This window comes from Vibrio sp. S457-15, assembly GCF_000960545.1.
Taxonomy (GTDB): Bacteria; Pseudomonadota; Gammaproteobacteria; order Enterobacterales; family Vibrionaceae; genus Vibrio; species Vibrio parahaemolyticus.
In genome coordinates this window covers 60,522-76,510 of sequence record NZ_JYOQ01000028.1, presented here as the reverse complement: position 1 = coordinate 76,510, position 15,989 = coordinate 60,522, and the positions used below count along the sequence as shown (strand labels likewise).

At 46.1% G+C, this 15,989-nt stretch carries 13 protein-coding genes; 1 reads left to right on the top strand and 12 read right to left on the bottom strand.

Features of this window, described 5'->3' with window-relative positions; genetic code table 11:
* Positions 1–8 precede the first annotated feature (8 nt).
* From UF05_RS03215 to rlmD, 11 genes are all read right to left on the bottom strand, one after another.
* The gene (locus UF05_RS03215) at positions 9–635 is read right to left on the bottom strand and encodes a protein-L-isoaspartate(D-aspartate) O-methyltransferase (RefSeq protein WP_005455562.1); all 627 of its coding nucleotides are present in this window, start codon (positions 633–635) and stop codon (positions 9–11) included.
* Positions 635–1,411, bottom strand: coding sequence for a 5'/3'-nucleotidase SurE (surE, locus tag UF05_RS03210; protein WP_005478553.1), 777 nt, complete (start codon positions 1,409–1,411; stop codon positions 635–637). The genes UF05_RS03215 and surE overlap by 1 nt, the downstream gene beginning before the upstream one ends.
* On the bottom strand, positions 1,411–2,454 hold the full coding sequence (truD, locus tag UF05_RS03205; RefSeq protein WP_045545346.1) for a tRNA pseudouridine(13) synthase TruD: 1,044 nt from the start codon (positions 2,452–2,454) through the stop codon (positions 1,411–1,413). The genes surE and truD overlap by 1 nt, the downstream gene beginning before the upstream one ends.
* A gap of 46 nt (positions 2,455–2,500) precedes the next feature.
* On the bottom strand, positions 2,501–2,977 hold the full coding sequence (gene ispF, locus UF05_RS03200; protein ID WP_045545347.1) for a 2-C-methyl-D-erythritol 2,4-cyclodiphosphate synthase: 477 nt from the start codon (positions 2,975–2,977) through the stop codon (positions 2,501–2,503).
* A gap of 17 nt (positions 2,978–2,994) precedes the next feature.
* The gene (gene ispD, locus UF05_RS03195) at positions 2,995–3,699 is read right to left on the bottom strand and encodes a 2-C-methyl-D-erythritol 4-phosphate cytidylyltransferase (RefSeq protein ID WP_020841271.1); all 705 of its coding nucleotides are present in this window, start codon (positions 3,697–3,699) and stop codon (positions 2,995–2,997) included.
* Position 3,700: 1 nt separating this feature from the next.
* Complete coding sequence (gene ftsB, locus UF05_RS03190; RefSeq protein ID WP_005455577.1) at positions 3,701–3,982, bottom strand: cell division protein FtsB; 282 nt, start codon at positions 3,980–3,982, stop codon at positions 3,701–3,703.
* A gap of 637 nt (positions 3,983–4,619) precedes the next feature.
* Positions 4,620–5,921: a phosphopyruvate hydratase gene (eno, locus tag UF05_RS03180; RefSeq protein WP_005455579.1), complete on the bottom strand. Its 1,302-nt coding sequence runs from the start codon at positions 5,919–5,921 to the stop codon at positions 4,620–4,622.
* A gap of 78 nt (positions 5,922–5,999) precedes the next feature.
* Entirely contained in the window at positions 6,000–7,640 is a 1,641-nt protein-coding gene (locus tag UF05_RS03175) for a CTP synthase (protein ID WP_005455581.1), read from the bottom strand.
* Between the two features lie 218 nt (positions 7,641–7,858).
* Positions 7,859–8,650 (bottom strand): nucleoside triphosphate pyrophosphohydrolase, encoded by a 792-nt coding sequence (gene mazG / locus UF05_RS03170; RefSeq protein ID WP_017449146.1) that lies wholly within the window; start codon positions 8,648–8,650, stop codon positions 7,859–7,861.
* Between the two features lie 224 nt (positions 8,651–8,874).
* Positions 8,875–11,094, bottom strand: coding sequence for a GTP diphosphokinase (gene relA / locus UF05_RS03165; RefSeq protein ID WP_005490307.1), 2,220 nt, complete (start codon positions 11,092–11,094; stop codon positions 8,875–8,877).
* 124 nt (positions 11,095–11,218) lie between these two features.
* On the bottom strand, positions 11,219–12,538 hold the full coding sequence (gene rlmD / locus UF05_RS03160) for a 23S rRNA (uracil(1939)-C(5))-methyltransferase RlmD (protein ID WP_045545348.1): 1,320 nt from the start codon (positions 12,536–12,538) through the stop codon (positions 11,219–11,221).
* A gap of 193 nt (positions 12,539–12,731) precedes the next feature.
* Here rlmD and barA point away from each other — a divergent pair, with 193 nt between their 5' ends.
* Positions 12,732–15,530 (top strand): two-component sensor histidine kinase BarA, encoded by a 2,799-nt coding sequence (gene barA, locus UF05_RS03155; protein ID WP_045545349.1) that lies wholly within the window; start codon positions 12,732–12,734, stop codon positions 15,528–15,530.
* Between the two features lie 69 nt (positions 15,531–15,599).
* On the opposite strand, the gene acpS is transcribed toward barA, so the two are convergent.
* Positions 15,600–15,980 carry a holo-ACP synthase gene (gene acpS, locus UF05_RS03150; protein ID WP_005484129.1) on the bottom strand — a complete coding sequence of 127 codons (381 nt, stop codon included), beginning with the start codon at positions 15,978–15,980 and terminating at the stop codon, positions 15,600–15,602.
* Between the last annotated feature and the right edge of the window lie 9 nt (positions 15,981–15,989).

The window sequence follows — 15,989 nt, the reverse complement described above, 5'->3', positions numbered from 1 at the left end:
TCAGATCCTTAAGCCAAATCACCCGCGACAAGAGGAACAAAGCGAACCATTTCCACAACGGTAGAAAGGTACTCGTCACCCTTGCGTTCAATTCTAAGTAGTTGCTGCTCAGCATCTCCGACAGGAATCACCATTTTACCGCCATCTTTTAGCTGTGAGAGAAGCGCTTGGGGAATCACTTCTGCAGCAGCGGTAACAATGATGGCGTCAAACGGACCTTTCGTTTCCCATCCTAACCAGCCATCACCATGCTTCGTCGAGACATTGTAGATATCAAGTTGCTTAAGACGACGTTTCGCTTCCCATTGCAAAGATTTGATGCGTTCAACGGAATAAACATGGTCAACGATTTGTGCTAAAACTGCCGTTTGGTACCCAGAACCGGTTCCGATTTCCAAAACGTTACTAGCACGTTGAAGCTCAAGCAGCTCGGTCATGCGAGCGACGATGTAAGGTTGAGAAATAGTTTGTCCCTGACCAATCGGTAGCGCATTGTTATCGTAGGCTTGGTGCATCATCGCTTGAGAAACAAAGCTCTCTCTCGGTAAACAATGCATTGCATCCAAAACGCGTTGATCTTTGATGCCACTGGAGATAAGAAACGCTATCAACCTGTCAGCATGTGGGTTACTCATTACTTCTCTTCCTTCAACCAACTATCCATCGCACGCAGAGACTCATGAGCCGTGAGGTCTACTTGCAGTGGGGTAATAGAAACTCGACCATGCTCAATCGCATAAAAGTCGGTACCTTCACCCGCATCTTGTTCTTTCCCCGGAGGCCCTAACCAATAGATATCATGCCCACGCGGATCTTTCTGCTTGATCATATTCTCTGCGTGATGACGAGCACCTAAACGGGTAACTTCGATTTCACCAAGACTCTCGAGAGGCAAGTCAGGTACATTCACGTTCAACAAACGGTTGGTTGGGATTGGCGCTGCCAAGTGTTGCTCAACCAACTGTCGAGCAATTTTAGCAGCCGACTCAAAATGACGTTTACCAACCAGTGAAAACGCAATGGCCTGCACGCCAAGAAAATGCCCTTCCATTGCAGCAGCGACGGTACCAGAGTACAGAACGTCATCCCCCAGATTTGCACCATGATTAATGCCAGATAATACAAGATCTGGCAGGTCATCTTTCATCAGCTCATTTAGAGCAAAATGAACGCAATCTGTCGGTGTCCCTTGAACCGAATAAGTATTAGGGGCAATTTCTGAGACTCGCAGAGGCTGTTCCAAAGTCAATGAGTTTGATGCACCAGAACGATTTCGGTCTGGGGCAACAATGATCACTTCCGCGATGCTTCTCAGCTCATCCGCTAACGCGTGAATTCCTTGAGCATGCACACCGTCGTCATTACTAATTAGAATTCTTAAAGGTTTTGTATTTAGTGAATCCAGTTCCATTAGTATTCTCTTTCTACTTTGACCTCATTCACCAACTCACGAACAATGGATGTGGCAAAAGAGCCTGCATCGAGTGAGAAGGTCAACGTAATATTGTTACCTTCAATGTTCCAAGCTAAGTCTTTTGGTTTGAGTGCGATTTCACGACGATCGTGACGCATACGATTCCCACGGATTAGAACCATTAAATCAGGTTCTTCATCAATAAATGGCTGTTCTAATGCAAGTGCATCAGCTTGGGTCGGTAACGCATTATCACCCGCTAAAGCGGCAGTAATCTCAACTTCACTCAATGCAAGCTTGTTTTGCATATCAGCAAGGTTATTCGCATCAACAGCCAACAATCCTTGTGATGTCTGTGCGATGTCACCATCGATGAATTTATCAAACACACCATTTTCTAGACGAGCAGAAACGATGCGGTTGAAGATCCATGAACGCGCGGCAGACAGGTACATGCTGCGTTTGTTTTGGTTACGCGTACGAACGTTCTCTCGTCCCCAACGACGGGCTTCGTCAAGGTTATTTCCATCGTTACCAAAGCGTTGGCTACCAAAGTAGTTTGGCACACCAACTTGTTTAACTTTTTCAAGGCGTTGCTCTACATCCGCCATATCTGTCACTTCAGACAAGGTAACCACAAACTCGTTCCCGATTAAGTCACCAGGACGCAGTTTTTTGTTGTGTCGATCGGTCGCCAGAATTTCAATACTTGGGTATTGCGCCAAAAATGTCGAAAAATCTGGAGTCTCACCTTTAGGCAGATGAACACTTAGCCACTGTTCGGTTACTGCATGGCGATCTTTCAGGCCTGCCCAACTAACGTCTTTAGACTTAACACCACAAGCTTTCGCTAGCTCGTTAGCGACGAAACTGGTGTTCTCACCTGTTTTTCGAATGCGCACCATTAAGTGTTCACCTTCTCCCGTGAAGGCAAAACCCAAATCTTCGCGAACCTGAAAGTGTTCTGGTTGCGCTTTAATTTTTGCTGATGCGACTGGCTTGCCTGTGAGGTAAGCCAATGAGGATAAAATATCTGACATGATGTATTTCCACTGCTTATGCAGCTTTAAGGAGCAAATTATTCGATCATTGCTTAAATAGAAGCACGACTGCTTCTGTAGCAATGCCTTCTTTGCGTCCAGTAAAACCAAGACGTTCTGTCGTCGTTGCTTTTACGTTGATGTTGCTAATATCGGTTTCTAGATCTTCGGCAATGGCTGCACACATTGCATCAATGTGAGGCGCCATTTTCGGCGCTTGCGCCATGATGGTGACGTCTGCATTACCAAGGCGGTAGCCTTGTTCTTTTACTCGACGGTAAACGTCTTTCAATAATTCGCGGCTGTTTGCACCTTTCCATTTATCGTCGGTATCTGGAAAATGACGACCAATATCACCCGCAGCAATCGCACCTAACAAAGCGTCGGTGAGAGCATGCAGAGCAACGTCGCCATCTGAGTGCGCAATCAGGCCTCGTTCGTAAGGAATTGCAACACCACCAATAATCACAGGGCCTTCACCGCCAAATTTGTGTACGTCGAAACCATGACCAATTCGAATCATTTTTTATCCTTTATTTTCTAACCGCGCTCGCGGCTAAGATAAAACTCGGCTAAGGCGAGATCTTCTGGCTGAGTAATTTTAATGTTATTCGCACTACCTTGAACTAAAGCTGGCGTTTCTCCCAACCACTCTAAAGCCGATGCTTCATCAGTGATCGCAACACCTTGCTGCAATGCGTCTGCCAGTGCTCTTGTTAGCTGCTGAGTTTTAAACATTTGTGGAGTCAGTGCATGCCACAATGCTTCTCTGTCTACGGTATGATCGATGTTGTTTTCTTTGTTCGCTCGTTTCATTGTATCTCTCACGGGCGAGGCAAGAATGCCACCAGTAGGATGAGCACAACAAACATCAATCAGACGATCAATATCGTTTAATGTTACGCAAGGTCTCGCGGCATCATGGACAAGAACCCATTCACACGGAAGCTGCGCACTTACATAGTTTAGCCCTGAAAGCACTGAATCGGCTCTTTCTTTACCACCAGCGACACGTATTACGTCTGGGTGCAGGGCAATCGATAGTTCAGGGTAGTATGGGTCACCTTCTGTAACCGCAACCACAACTTTCGCGATTTTAGGGTGAGCAAGCAGTTTCTCTACGGTATGTTCCAATACCGTTTTTCCATCGATTAACAAATACTGTTTAGGTCGATCTGCTTTCATTCGGCTACCAACACCAGCCGCAGGTACAATAGCGATATGAGATGAAACGTTCTCTGACATCTTACGGGTTTTCCTCACCAACTATGCGGTAGAAGGTCTCTCCTTCTTTCACCAAGCCAAGTTCATGACGAGCTCTTTCTTCAATCGCATCAAGTCCTTGCTTTAAGTCATCTATCTCAGCAAACATTTCATTATTGCGAGCTTGTAGCTTGCTGTTCACCTGCTGTTGAACTTCAATTTCATCTTTTACTGTGTAGTAGTCAGACACCCCGTTTTTACCAAACCATAGAGTGTATTGAAGCCAACCAAACAGTAACGTAAGGGCTATAACAAAGATTCGCATATCGCTGCTAACATTCTGTACCGGAAGGAATTAGATAAGGTGACATATATAGCATAAATGCCGAGTTGCCTCTAGGGGATAAAGGGAGACTCACACGCTCCTTACAGGAAATAAGCACGAAAATAAAAAATGCCTAAGTTCGATGGCACTCTTTAATCGAGAAAGTAAAGAACCGTTTACGTGCTAGAAAAAGGAAGATTCGGTTTCAATTACCTGAGAACTCAGGGCAGTTAGCTAACTAAGAGCTTGCTAGATACAGATGAGTTGGTTGCTTTCTTTTAGGTATAGCAGCAACACGGTCAAAACAGCTCATCGCTCTTAACCATCTGCTTTTAAACATACGCCAATAAACAAAAACCCCCGCCTTAGCGAGGGTTTCAAAAAGCTATTTAACTAAACTAATTCAATAAGAATTAAGCTTGGCCTTTAACTTCTTTAAGACCGTTGAAAGGAGCGCGCTCACCTAGAGCTTCCTCAATACGGATTAGTTGGTTGCTTTCTTTTAGGTATAGCAGCAACACGGTCAAAACAGCTCATCGCTCTTAACCATCTGCTTTTAAACATACGCCTATAAACAAAAACCCCCGCCTTAGCGAGGGTTTCAAAAAGCTATTTAGCTAAACTAATTCAATAAGAATTAAGCTTGGCCTTTAACTTCTTTAAGACCGTTGAAAGGAGCGCGCTCACCTAGAGCTTCCTCGATACGGATTAGTTGGTTGTACTTAGCAACACGGTCAGAACGGCTCATAGAACCAGTTTTGATTTGACCTGCAGCTGTACCTACCGCTAGGTCAGCGATAGTTGCATCTTCAGTTTCGCCAGAACGGTGAGAGATTACTGCTGTGTAACCTGCGTCTTTAGCCATCTTGATCGCAGCTAGAGTCTCAGTTAGAGAACCGATTTGGTTGAACTTGATTAGGATTGAGTTAGCGATGCCTTTCTCGATACCTTCAGCTAGGATCTTAGTGTTTGTAACGAATAGATCGTCACCAACTAGTTGGATCTTGTCGCCTAGAAGTTGAGTTTGGTGTGCGAAACCATCCCAGTCAGACTCGTCTAGACCGTCTTCGATAGATACGATTGGGAATTGCTCAACTAGACCAGCTAGGTAGTGGTTGAACTCTTCAGAAGTGAAAGTTTTGCCTTCACCTTTCATGTTGTAGATGCCAGCTTCTTTGTCGAAGAACTCAGATGCAGCACAGTCCATAGCTAGAGTAACGTCTTTGCCTAGCTCGTAACCAGCAGCAGCAACAGCTTCTGCGATAACTTCTAGAGCTTCAGCGTTAGATTTAAGGTTAGGAGCGAAACCACCTTCGTCACCAACAGCTGTGTTGTAGCCTTTAGACTTAAGAACTTTAGCTAGGTTGTGGAATACTTCCGCACCCATGCGTACAGCTTCTTTAAGAGTTGCAGCGCCAACTGGTTGAATCATGAATTCTTGGATGTCAACGTTGTTGTCTGCGTGCTCACCACCGTTGATGATGTTCATCATTGGTAGAGGCATAGAGAACTGACCAGCAGTACCGTTTAGCTCAGCGATGTGCTCGTATAGAGGCATGCCTTTAGCTGCTGCTGCAGCTTTAGCGTTTGCTAGAGAAACTGCTAGGATAGCGTTCGCACCGAATTTAGATTTGTTTTCAGTGCCGTCTAGTTCGATCATTACTGCGTCGATTGCAGCTTGGTCTTTAGCGTCTTTGCCAACTAGAGCTTCAGCGATTGGGCCGTTTACAGCTTCAATTGCTTTAAGAACACCTTTACCTAGGAAACGTGCTTTGTCACCGTCACGTAGCTCAAGAGCTTCGCGAGAACCAGTAGATGCGCCAGATGGAGCTGCCGCCATACCTACGAAACCGCCTTCTAGGTGTACTTCAGCTTCTACAGTTGGGTTACCACGTGAGTCGATGATTTCACGACCTAGAACTTTAACGATCTTAGACATTAATGTTTCCTCTCGTTTCAAATATAAATGTCAATTTTAAAGGGCAGCAGCACAACCTTCGCCGCCGCCCGTATCCTTTTACTTCTCGAATTCGCCGCGTGAGTATTGACCCGCAGCCTTAACGAAACCTGCAAACAATGGGTGACCATCGCGAGGAGTCGATGTGAATTCAGGGTGGAACTGAGCTGCTACAAACCATGGGTGAGCTGGGTTCTCAATCATTTCCACTAGCTTCTTGTCCGCAGATAGGCCTGACACTTTAAGACCTGCTTTTTCAATTTGTGGACGAAGAACGTTGTTCACTTCGTAACGGTGACGGTGACGTTCATGGATCGTCGCGCTACCGTACAGTTCACGAGCTTTTGTACCTTTTTCTAGGTGACATAGCTGAGAACCTAGACGCATCGTACCGCCAAGATCAGATGATTCAGTACGCTCTTCCACGTTACCTGTTTCATCAACCCATTCTGTGATCAAACCTACCACAGGGTACTTCGTGTCTTTGTTAAATTCTGTTGAATGTGCACCTTCCATACCCGCAACGTTACGCGCGTATTCGATAAGTGCAACTTGCATACCTAGACAGATACCTAGGTAAGGCACTTTGTTTTCACGTGCGTATTGAGCCGCACGGATCTTGCCTTCAACACCACGATCACCGAAACCACCTGGAACTAGGATAGCGTCTAGACCTTCTAGAAGCTCAACGCCTTTAGTTTCGATGTCTTGAGAGTCTACGTACTTAATGGTTACGTTTAGGCGGTTTTTCAAGCCTGCGTGCTTAAGTGCTTCGTTCACAGATTTGTACGCATCTGGTAGTTCGATGTATTTACCGACCATACCGATAGTTACTTCACCTGTTGGATTCGCTTCTTCGTAGATAACCTGTTCCCATTCAGAAAGGTCAGCTTCTGGCGCATCAATACCGAAACGAGTACACACTAGGTCATCAAGACCTTGAGACTTAACAAGTTGAGGGATCTTGTAGATTGAATCTACGTCCTTCATTGAGATTACCGCTTTCTCAGGAACGTTACAGAAAAGTGCAATCTTCTTACGCTCGTTCGCTGGGATCATGCGATCGCTGCGGCAAACTAGGATGTCTGGTTGGATACCGATAGACAGTAGCTCTTTAACAGAGTGCTGAGTCGGTTTAGTTTTCACTTCGCCAGCTGCTGCTAGGTAAGGAACAAGAGTTAGATGCATGAACATTGCGCGTTCACGGCCAAGTTCTACTGCTAGCTGACGGATTGCTTCCATAAATGGTAGCGATTCGATATCACCTACCGTACCACCAACTTCAACGATAGCAATATCGTGGCCTTCAGAACCTGCGATTACGCGATCTTTGATAGCGTTAGTGATATGAGGGATAACTTGAATTGTTGCGCCTAGGTAGTCACCACGACGTTCTTTACGAAGTACGTCGGCATAAACACGACCTGCAGTGAAGTTGTTACGCTTGGTCATCTTGGTACGGATGAAACGCTCGTAGTGACCAAGGTCAAGGTCAGTCTCTGCGCCATCTTCCGTAACAAACACTTCACCGTGCTGAGTTGGGCTCATTGTGCCTGGATCAACGTTGATGTAAGGGTCAAGCTTCATCATAGTCACTTTAAGACCACGAGCTTCTAGAATAGCTGCAAGAGATGCTGCTGCAATACCTTTACCTAGAGAGGATACAACCCCGCCAGTAACAAAAATGTAATTTGTCGTCATGTTTAACCTGAAATTGGTTGAATGAGGGAAATGGAGTGCTTCTGGACGGGAGATAAATATACCAGAAGCTCCTTACCGCCACAACGTGAAATCTATCACACCGTAATTTTTTATTTTTTGCTTCAAATCAAAGTGGGTAGAGACAAAGCAAAGTGCTTATTTATGTTCTGAGTCAGACTTGTCCCATAAATCGCGCTGTGACTATTTTGTCTGCAACTTCACTCTTCTTTTTTCACTTCATTCCAAAAATTGTCGAGTTCTGACAACGTACACTCGGTGAGTGTTCTTCCTGATTGCGCGACCTTACCTTCAACTTGCTTAAAACGCTTGGCAAACTTAATGTTCGCTTTGCTTAATGCCACTTCTGGGTCTTTGCCAAGATGACGCGCTAAGTTGACCGTGGCAAACAACAAGTCCCCTAACTCAAGTTCGACTTTCTCTTCATCTGGTTCGATTTGAAGCGCTTCTTCCATCACCTCATCCACTTCTTCTTGAACCTTACTGACTACTGGCCCAAGCGAATCCCAATCGAATCCGTATTTCGCACATTTTTTCTGAATCTTTGTAGCACGAGAAAGCGCCGGCAAAGAGTTTGGTATTGAGTCTAGGATACTTTCTTCAGCTTTGCCTACTTGCGCTTTTTCTTTTGCTTTTTCCGCTTCCCAGTTAGCGTTAATTTCCTCGTCAGACTCAAACTCAACATCCGAAAAAACATGCGGATGGCGACGCGTCAGTTTTTCGTTCACGGTTTCGACCACGTCCGAAAATTCGAACAGCCCTTGCTCTTTCGCTAATTGACTGTAAAAAATCACCTGGAACAACAAATCACCCAGCTCTTCTTTCAGATTTGACCAATCACGATTCTGAATCGCATCCACCACTTCGTAGGTTTCTTCGATGGTGTGCGGAACGATGGTGTCAAAGGTTTGTTTTAAGTCCCAAGGGCAACCGCTTTCTGGGTCACGTAACTTCGCCATGATTTGTTCTAATTGTTCAATTGGATGACTCATTTCTGTTCCTTTAAACCTTTCTATCTAAAGAAAAAGGTGAGCAGCCAAAACCACTCACCTTCTACATTATATTTTCTCAGCAGCTTTCACTAAGTAATTGTTACTTTGACAAGGCAACAAGTTTTCGCGACTCCTGAGCATAGCTCGCCTATGTGATGAGCCTGGGCCGGCACTCCGGAGTAAACGCAGTTAACGCAGTAAAAGTGACAAGTACGACGTGAAAGTTAGCCTAAGCGTTTTACCGACATCACATCCTTAATCTGCTCGACACGTTTCGAAACGCGAGAGAGCACCTCAATATTGGTCACCTCAAGATCAAAGTCCATGATGGCGAGCTGACGACGGTAATCGACACGGCTCTTCATGCTGGTCACTTTGATTTTCTCGTTGGCAAATAGTGTGGTGATGTCTTTCAATAGACCGCCTCGCTCCATCGCTTCGACACGCACGGTGAGGATGTATGACCCTACAAATCCGCTGCCCCATACGGTATCAATGATACGTTCTGGTGCGTGATGACGCAGTTCTTCGAGCTGTTCACAGTCACTGCGGTGCACTGAGATCCCTCGGCCTTGGGTGATGTAACCACAAATGTCATCACCTGGAATTGGCTGACAACAGCGAGCTAGGTGCGTCATTAGGTTGTCGACACCTTCTACAACTACCGCGTCTTTTTTCGGCCGACTTTGCGCTGGTGCTTTGTGCTCGGCTTCTTGGAGTTTTTCTAGCGCTTGCTGGTCTTCTTCTTCCGCCGTTGGTTTATTCACCAGTGCATTGATGTGGTTGATGATCTGATTGATACGCAGGTCGCCACTGCCTACACCGACGTAGAGTTCATCCGGCGTGTTGACGTTGAAGCGTTTTAGGGCGTAATGCTCTGCATCTTTTAACGTCGCACCAATCTTCACCAACTCGTGTTCGAGGATTTCACGTCCCGCTTCGAGGTTTTTCTCACGACTCTGTTTACGGAACCAAGCGTTGATCTTCGCACGAGCACGACCTGAGTGAACAAAGCCTAGTGATGGGTTTAACCAGTCTCGCGATGGGTTTGGCTCTTTTGCTGTGATGATTTCGACCTGATCGCCCATGTGGAGTTTATGGGTGAACGGCACGATTCGGCCACCAACTTTGGCACCAATACAACGGTGCCCGACTTCTGAGTGAATGTGGTAGGCAAAGTCTAGTGGAGTTGCCCCCATTGGTAAGTCGACAACATCACCGCGTGGTGTAAATGCGTAGACGCGGTCATCGAAGACTTGGCTTCGCAGTTCATCCAACATCTCACCAGAATCGGACATTTCTTCTTGCCAATCCAATAGTTTACGCAGCCAGGTAATTTTCTCATCGTAACCACTGCGACTGCTCGCACCTTCTTTGTATTTCCAGTGCGCGGCAACGCCCAGCTCAGATTCTTCGTGCATTTGCTTGGTACGAATTTGAATCTCGATGGTTTTGCCTTCAGGGCCAAGAATCACGGTGTGAATCGATTGGTAACCGTTTGGTTTTGGGTTTGCAACGTAGTCGTCGAACTCGCTCGGTAAGTGCTTGTATTTGGTATGAACCACACCTAACGCAGCGTAACAATCTTGCAGTTTGTCGGCGATGATACGTACTGCACGCACGTCAAACAATTCATCAAACGCCAAACTCTTCTTCTGCATTTTTCGCCAAATGCTGTAGATGTGTTTAGGACGACCACTTACTTCGGCATTAATGCCACAAGCTTTCATCTCTTGAGATAAGTCTTCGACAAAATCTTTGATGTATTGCTCACGGACAATACGACGCTCAGCAAGCTGCTTTGCAATTTGCTTGTAAGTATCCGGTTGTTGATAACGGAAAGCGTAGTCTTCGATTTCCCACTTAAGCTGACCGATACCTAGGCGGTTAGCCAGTGGAGCATAAATGTTGGCACACTCTTTCGCCGCAGCACGTCGAACTTCGTCCGGTGCTTTTTTCACTTCAATAAGGTTGCAAATTCGTTCTGCTAGCTTGATGACAACACAACGAAAATCATCCACCATGGCAAGCAGCATGCGACGAACGTTGTCTACTTGAGACGACGCAGCGCTGCCTTCCATCGTGACGTTAAGCTGACCGATAGCGGCCATTTCTTCTACGCCATCAATGAGCTTAATGATTTCTTTGCTGTATTTTTCTTCAAGAAGTTCTCTGTTGAAAGCACCACTTGAAACCAAAGGAAACAGTTGAGCCGCCACTAATGTTGCTTTGTCCATCGACAAGGTGATCAGAATTTCGATCATCTCTCGTCCACGCCACAACAGGAGTTCGGCTTGTTCGTGACCCGCCAAAATCGTTTGGCAATCTCGATAAACTTCGATTAAGCGTGATGCTGTGCTTTTCTCTTGTCCTAGGCTAGCCACCCAGTTTTCAAGTTCAAACTGTTCATTTTGGTTTAAATGCGCGCTTCTTACCGCAACCATCTCATCATCCTAATTATTATATTTGTGTGGTTTGACTAACACCGTCCAGGTTAGTTCTTTGCCTCCACGTTGAGTGTTGGCTTTATGACCGCCCACCACAAGTAAGCGGCCAAAGTCTTAAAAGTTAAGACTTTTCAAACAGTGCCATCGATTCTAAATGGCTGGTATGAGGGAACATGTCCAGCATACCTAATTTGGTTAGTTGATAGCCTTGATCTAGCAAGCTCTGGCTGTCCCTTGCAAGGGTAGCAGGATTACAAGAAACATAAACTACACGCTGAGCGCCAAGCGCAGAAACTTGATCGATGATCCCACTCGCTCCTGCTCGTGCAGGGTCCAGCAATACTTTGTCAAACTTTTCCGCAGCCCAAGCTTGGCCGTCAAAATCCTGCTCAAGGTTAGCGTGATAAAATTGCGCGTTATTGATTTGGTTCAAAGATGCATTATTTGAGACTTTTTCGACCATCTCAGCCACACCTTCTACGCCAACGACATGTTTAGCACGCTTTGCGAACGGCAAGCTGAAGTTGCCTAATCCACAGAACAAATCTAACACTCGTTCGTCACTTTGAGGGTCTAACCACTCAATCGCCTGTTCCACCATTTTCTGGTTCACCGCTTGGTTGACCTGAATAAAGTTGTTCGGTGCAAAAGGGATTTTTACGCCCACTTCTTGATAGAAAGGCACCTCACCTGCAACTAAGTTAAGTTGGTCAGTTTCTGGCATCAGATACAACGAGGCTTGATGGTGTGTCGCTAATTCAACTAATGCACTCACTTCTTCATCGGCCAAATTACTTAAGTGTCGCAGCGTGATACAAGGCCCGTTGTCACCCAACACCAGTTCTACATGCCCCAATTGCTCTGGCTTTTTGAACGCTGTTAGCACCGAATAAATCTCAGGCAATAGCGCATTCAACTCAGGAGCCAATACCGGACAATCCGTCACTTGTGCAATTTGCTTGCTTTGCTTTTTGCGGAAGCCGAAGTGCAACTGACGCGTTTTCTTATCGACAAACAAACTCACGCGAGCACGACGTCGGTAGCCCAATGACTCGCCCAATACTGGCGCATCTAACTCAATGTCACTGCCAGCAAATTTTCGCATTAACTGACGCAGCGTCTGCTGTTTGTGCGTCAATTGTTGGTCATAATTGAGGTGCTGCAAATCACAACCGCCACATTCATGATAATGCGGACAAAATGGCTCAACGCGCGCGTCGCTTGGCTTTAGGATTTTAATCAGCTTGCCGCGAGCAAATTTGCTCTTCTCTTCCACCAATTGCGTCACCACTTCTTCACCTGGTAATGCGCCGTCAATGAACAACGGTTTCTTTTTAAGGTAAGCAATACCTGCGCCGTGGTGATCCAAACGCTCTACTTGTACCGCTTGGTGACGAGTGTTTAATTGCGTTTTCTTTTTAGGTTGAAAGATACGTGCCATGCTCTGTGCCTGATTAGTGTCTAATTGCTCTGCTGCTTCACTATTCTTGATTGCAGCCGTTGTGTGATTCGAGTGACTTGATTATGCTTACCGTTTATCCGGTGACGTCACTTCTTTGCTCAAGGCAGTATGACTACTCTTGAGAAATAATGCGTTATTTTCCCATATCCAGACTCCGATGTAATTAGATAACATGACCAGATATGGCTTACGAGCACGTGTAATTACGCTGACTCTCGCTCCCACTCTCATTATTGGTTTATTACTGAGCGGCTTTTTCTCCTTTAATCGCTATCAGGACCTAGAGAAACAAGTTATCACTACGGGCAATAGCATCATTGAACCTCTTGCGATCGCCAGTGAATCTCACCTACTTGCTGAAAGCCGTGAAGCCGTACGTCGCCTGATTAGCTACGCGCACCGTAAAAATTCCAAACTCGTTCGCAGTATTGCCGTATTTGATGAGCACCATGAACTGTTCGTCACGTCAAACTTCCATCCTAATTTTGAAGCGCTGATGTTCCCAAAAGATAAGCCGATCCCGAAGCTGGGAAATTCGGAAATCTATGAGAACTCCCTGATCCTGCGTGTGCCGATCTTGTCGGAAGGACACTATTTATCAGAACTGTCTAACGAAAACCAAGGCACGAAAGCCATTGGCTACATCGCGGTAGAAATGGATCTTTCTTCTCTACGCTTGCAGCAATACCAAGAAGTTTTCTCCGCTTTCCTTGTTTTGATCCTTGGTCTTGGGCTTGCGAGCGTGTTTGCTTCCCGCTTAATGCATGATGTTACCCAACCAATCACGCACATGAAAAACGTCGTTGATCGCATTCGTCGTGGTCACTTGGATGTGCGTATCGAAGGCAAAATGCACGGCGAGTTAGACCAACTGAAAAACGGTATCAACGCCATGGCGGTTTCGCTATCGGAATACCACGTCGAGATGCAGCACAGTATAGACCAAGCCACGTCAGACCTACGCGAAACCTTGGAACAGTTAGAAATTCAAAACGTTGAGCTCGATATTGCGAAGAAGCGCGCACAAGAAGCCGCACGTGTGAAGTCAGAATTTTTGGCCAATATGTCGCACGAATTACGTACGCCATTGAATGGCGTGATTGGCTTTACTCGTCAAATGCTCAAAACGCAGCTTTCTAATAGCCAAACCGACTACTTGCAAACCATTGAGAAGTCCGCAAACAACCTATTAAACATCATCAATGACATTCTCGATTTCTCAAAATTGGAAGCCGGTAAGCTGGCGTTGGAAAACATTCCATTTGATTTCCGCGAAAGCTTAGAAGAAGTAATCAACCTACAAGCCACCAGCGCGCATGAGAAAGGTCTGGAGATCACCTTGAAAGTGGATCCGAAGATCCCGCCAGGTCTAGTCGGAGACCCGCTACGTATCCAACAAATTTTGACTAACTTGGTGGGGAACTCCATTAAGTTTACTGAGCGCGGAAACATCGATGTTAGCGTCGAAATGCGTTCACAAGCAGGTGACTCGGTTGAGCTGCAATTTATGGTGCGAGACACCGGTATCGGTATTTCAGAGCGTCAACAAGCGCAGTTATTCCAAGCATTCAGCCAAGCGGATGCCAGCATATCTCGTCGATATGGTGGTACGGGCCTGGGCTTGGTTATCACCCAGAAACTGGTTAGTCAGATGGGAGGCGAAATCAGTTTGACCAGTCGTCTTCACCAAGGTTCGACATTCTGGTTTACACTTCGCCTCAACTCGACAGAAATGCCAATGAGCGATCTGATTGAAGTCGAGCTACTAACGGGCAAACAGTTGCTGTTGGTAGAACCAAACATGCAAGCGGCATCGGTGACTCAGCAGATCTTGAGTCAAGAAGGTATTCTCGTGACCTATCGTTCTTCCTTACCAGAGAACGAAGAGCACTACGATTACGTATTGCTGAACTTGGCAGCTAACCAAACTTATGACGAGCAATCAGTCGCTGCTTGGATTGAGCAAGCGAAGCGCATGGCGCCAAGTGTCATCATGGGTACACCGAGCACCGAATTAGCGCTTGCCGACCAAATCATGACCGAGCATCAAATCCAATGCTTAACCAAACCGCTATCTCGCCGTAAGCTGCTGCAAAGTTTGATCAATGAACATGTTGAAGCACCTCAAGCTATTGCCGCTCCTGTTGAAACAGAAGAAAGCGAACGACTGCCACTGACGGTGCTCGCGGTGGATGATAACCCTGCAAACCTAAAACTGATTTCAGCACTACTGAAAGAAAGAGTGGAAACCGTAACGGCTTGTAGCAATGGTCAGCAAGCCGTAAATCTCGCTACCGAGAAGAAATACGACCTGATCTTTATGGACATCCAAATGCCATTAATGGATGGCGTGACCGCTTGTCAGAACATCAAAGAGCTTGAGTTAAACAAAGACACACCAGTGATCGCCGTTACCGCGCACGCCATGGCTGGGGAGCGCGATCGTCTGCTCGCCGCAGGTATGGATGATTACCTCACCAAACCAATTGAAGAGCATGTACTGCAACAAGTGTTGGTCCACTGGAATCCGAATACCTGTACAGAAAGCATAGGGAAAGTTGCGCCGTCCTACGTCGATGAACCAGCAAGTAAAGCTCCTGCCACAGCTGAAAATACACAACCTGATGTGATTATTGACTGGCAAGCCGCATTGAAACAGAGCGCTAATAAGGAAGATTTAGCCAAAGATATGCTGCGTATGTTGATCGATTTCATTCCAGAAGTAGAAGAAGTTGTCGACCACGCACTTGAGCAAGACGATTATTCGCGTGAAGAGTTAATTCATGTGATCCACAAACTGCACGGCAGTAGCTCTTATTGTGGCGTACCAAGGCTAAAATCTCTCTGCGCTACGCTTGAACACGCACTTCGTTCAGGAGCCAGCATTGAGGAAATTGAACCTGAAATGTTTGAATTGCAAGATGAAATGATTAAGGTCACCACCACTGCAAAACTTTATCTAGAGCAGTAGCATCCTGACTGAACTTCATACAAAAAAGCCAGAGCATTTGCTCTGGCTTTTGTTATTCAGCTTAAAGGGTTAGGATTCAAGAATCACGGTCGCAACCGCGTAGTGACGTTCATCAGAAATGGATAAGTGAACGTGATTAACGCCCATCGTCTGCGCCATTTTTTGAGCCACGCCAGACAGCATTAAAACTGGCTTACCCAACTCATCATTCGAGACGGTAAAATCATGGAAAGTCACGCCTTGAGCAATCCCCGTACCTAGCGCTTTCGATGCTGCCTCTTTAGCAGCAAAACGCTTAGCAAGATAACGCCCTTGCTGCTTAAGTTGCGAAAACTTTGCCATTTCATCCTCAGAGAGAATACGTCGAGCAAAAGGTTCACCACTGCGGCCTAGCGCTTTCTCTATACGCTCGATTTCAGCAATATCGGTTCCTAAACCTAAAATAGCCATTCGCAGAAC

Coding starts and splice junctions, on each gene's coding strand:
- UF05_RS03215 (WP_005455562.1), bottom strand. CDS start 635: ATGAGTAACCCACATGCTGACAGGTTGATAGCGTTTCTTATCTCCAGT.
- surE (WP_005478553.1), bottom strand. CDS start 1,411: ATGGAACTGGATTCACTAAATACAAAACCTTTAAGAATTCTAATTAGT.
- truD (WP_045545346.1), bottom strand. CDS start 2,454: ATGTCAGATATTTTATCCTCATTGGCTTACCTCACAGGCAAGCCAGTC.
- ispF (WP_045545347.1), bottom strand. CDS start 2,977: ATGATTCGAATTGGTCATGGTTTCGACGTACACAAATTTGGCGGTGAA.
- ispD (WP_020841271.1), bottom strand. CDS start 3,699: ATGTCAGAGAACGTTTCATCTCATATCGCTATTGTACCTGCGGCTGGT.
- ftsB (WP_005455577.1), bottom strand. CDS start 3,982: ATGCGAATCTTTGTTATAGCCCTTACGTTACTGTTTGGTTGGCTTCAA.
- eno (WP_005455579.1), bottom strand. CDS start 5,921: ATGTCTAAGATCGTTAAAGTTCTAGGTCGTGAAATCATCGACTCACGT.
- UF05_RS03175 (WP_005455581.1), bottom strand. CDS start 7,640: ATGACGACAAATTACATTTTTGTTACTGGCGGGGTTGTATCCTCTCTA.
- mazG (WP_017449146.1), bottom strand. CDS start 8,650: ATGAGTCATCCAATTGAACAATTAGAACAAATCATGGCGAAGTTACGT.
- relA (WP_005490307.1), bottom strand. CDS start 11,094: ATGGTTGCGGTAAGAAGCGCGCATTTAAACCAAAATGAACAGTTTGAA.
- rlmD (WP_045545348.1), bottom strand. CDS start 12,538: ATGGCACGTATCTTTCAACCTAAAAAGAAAACGCAATTAAACACTCGT.
- barA (WP_045545349.1), top strand. CDS start 12,732: ATGACCAGATATGGCTTACGAGCACGTGTAATTACGCTGACTCTCGCT.
- acpS (WP_005484129.1), bottom strand. CDS start 15,980: ATGGCTATTTTAGGTTTAGGAACCGATATTGCTGAAATCGAGCGTATA.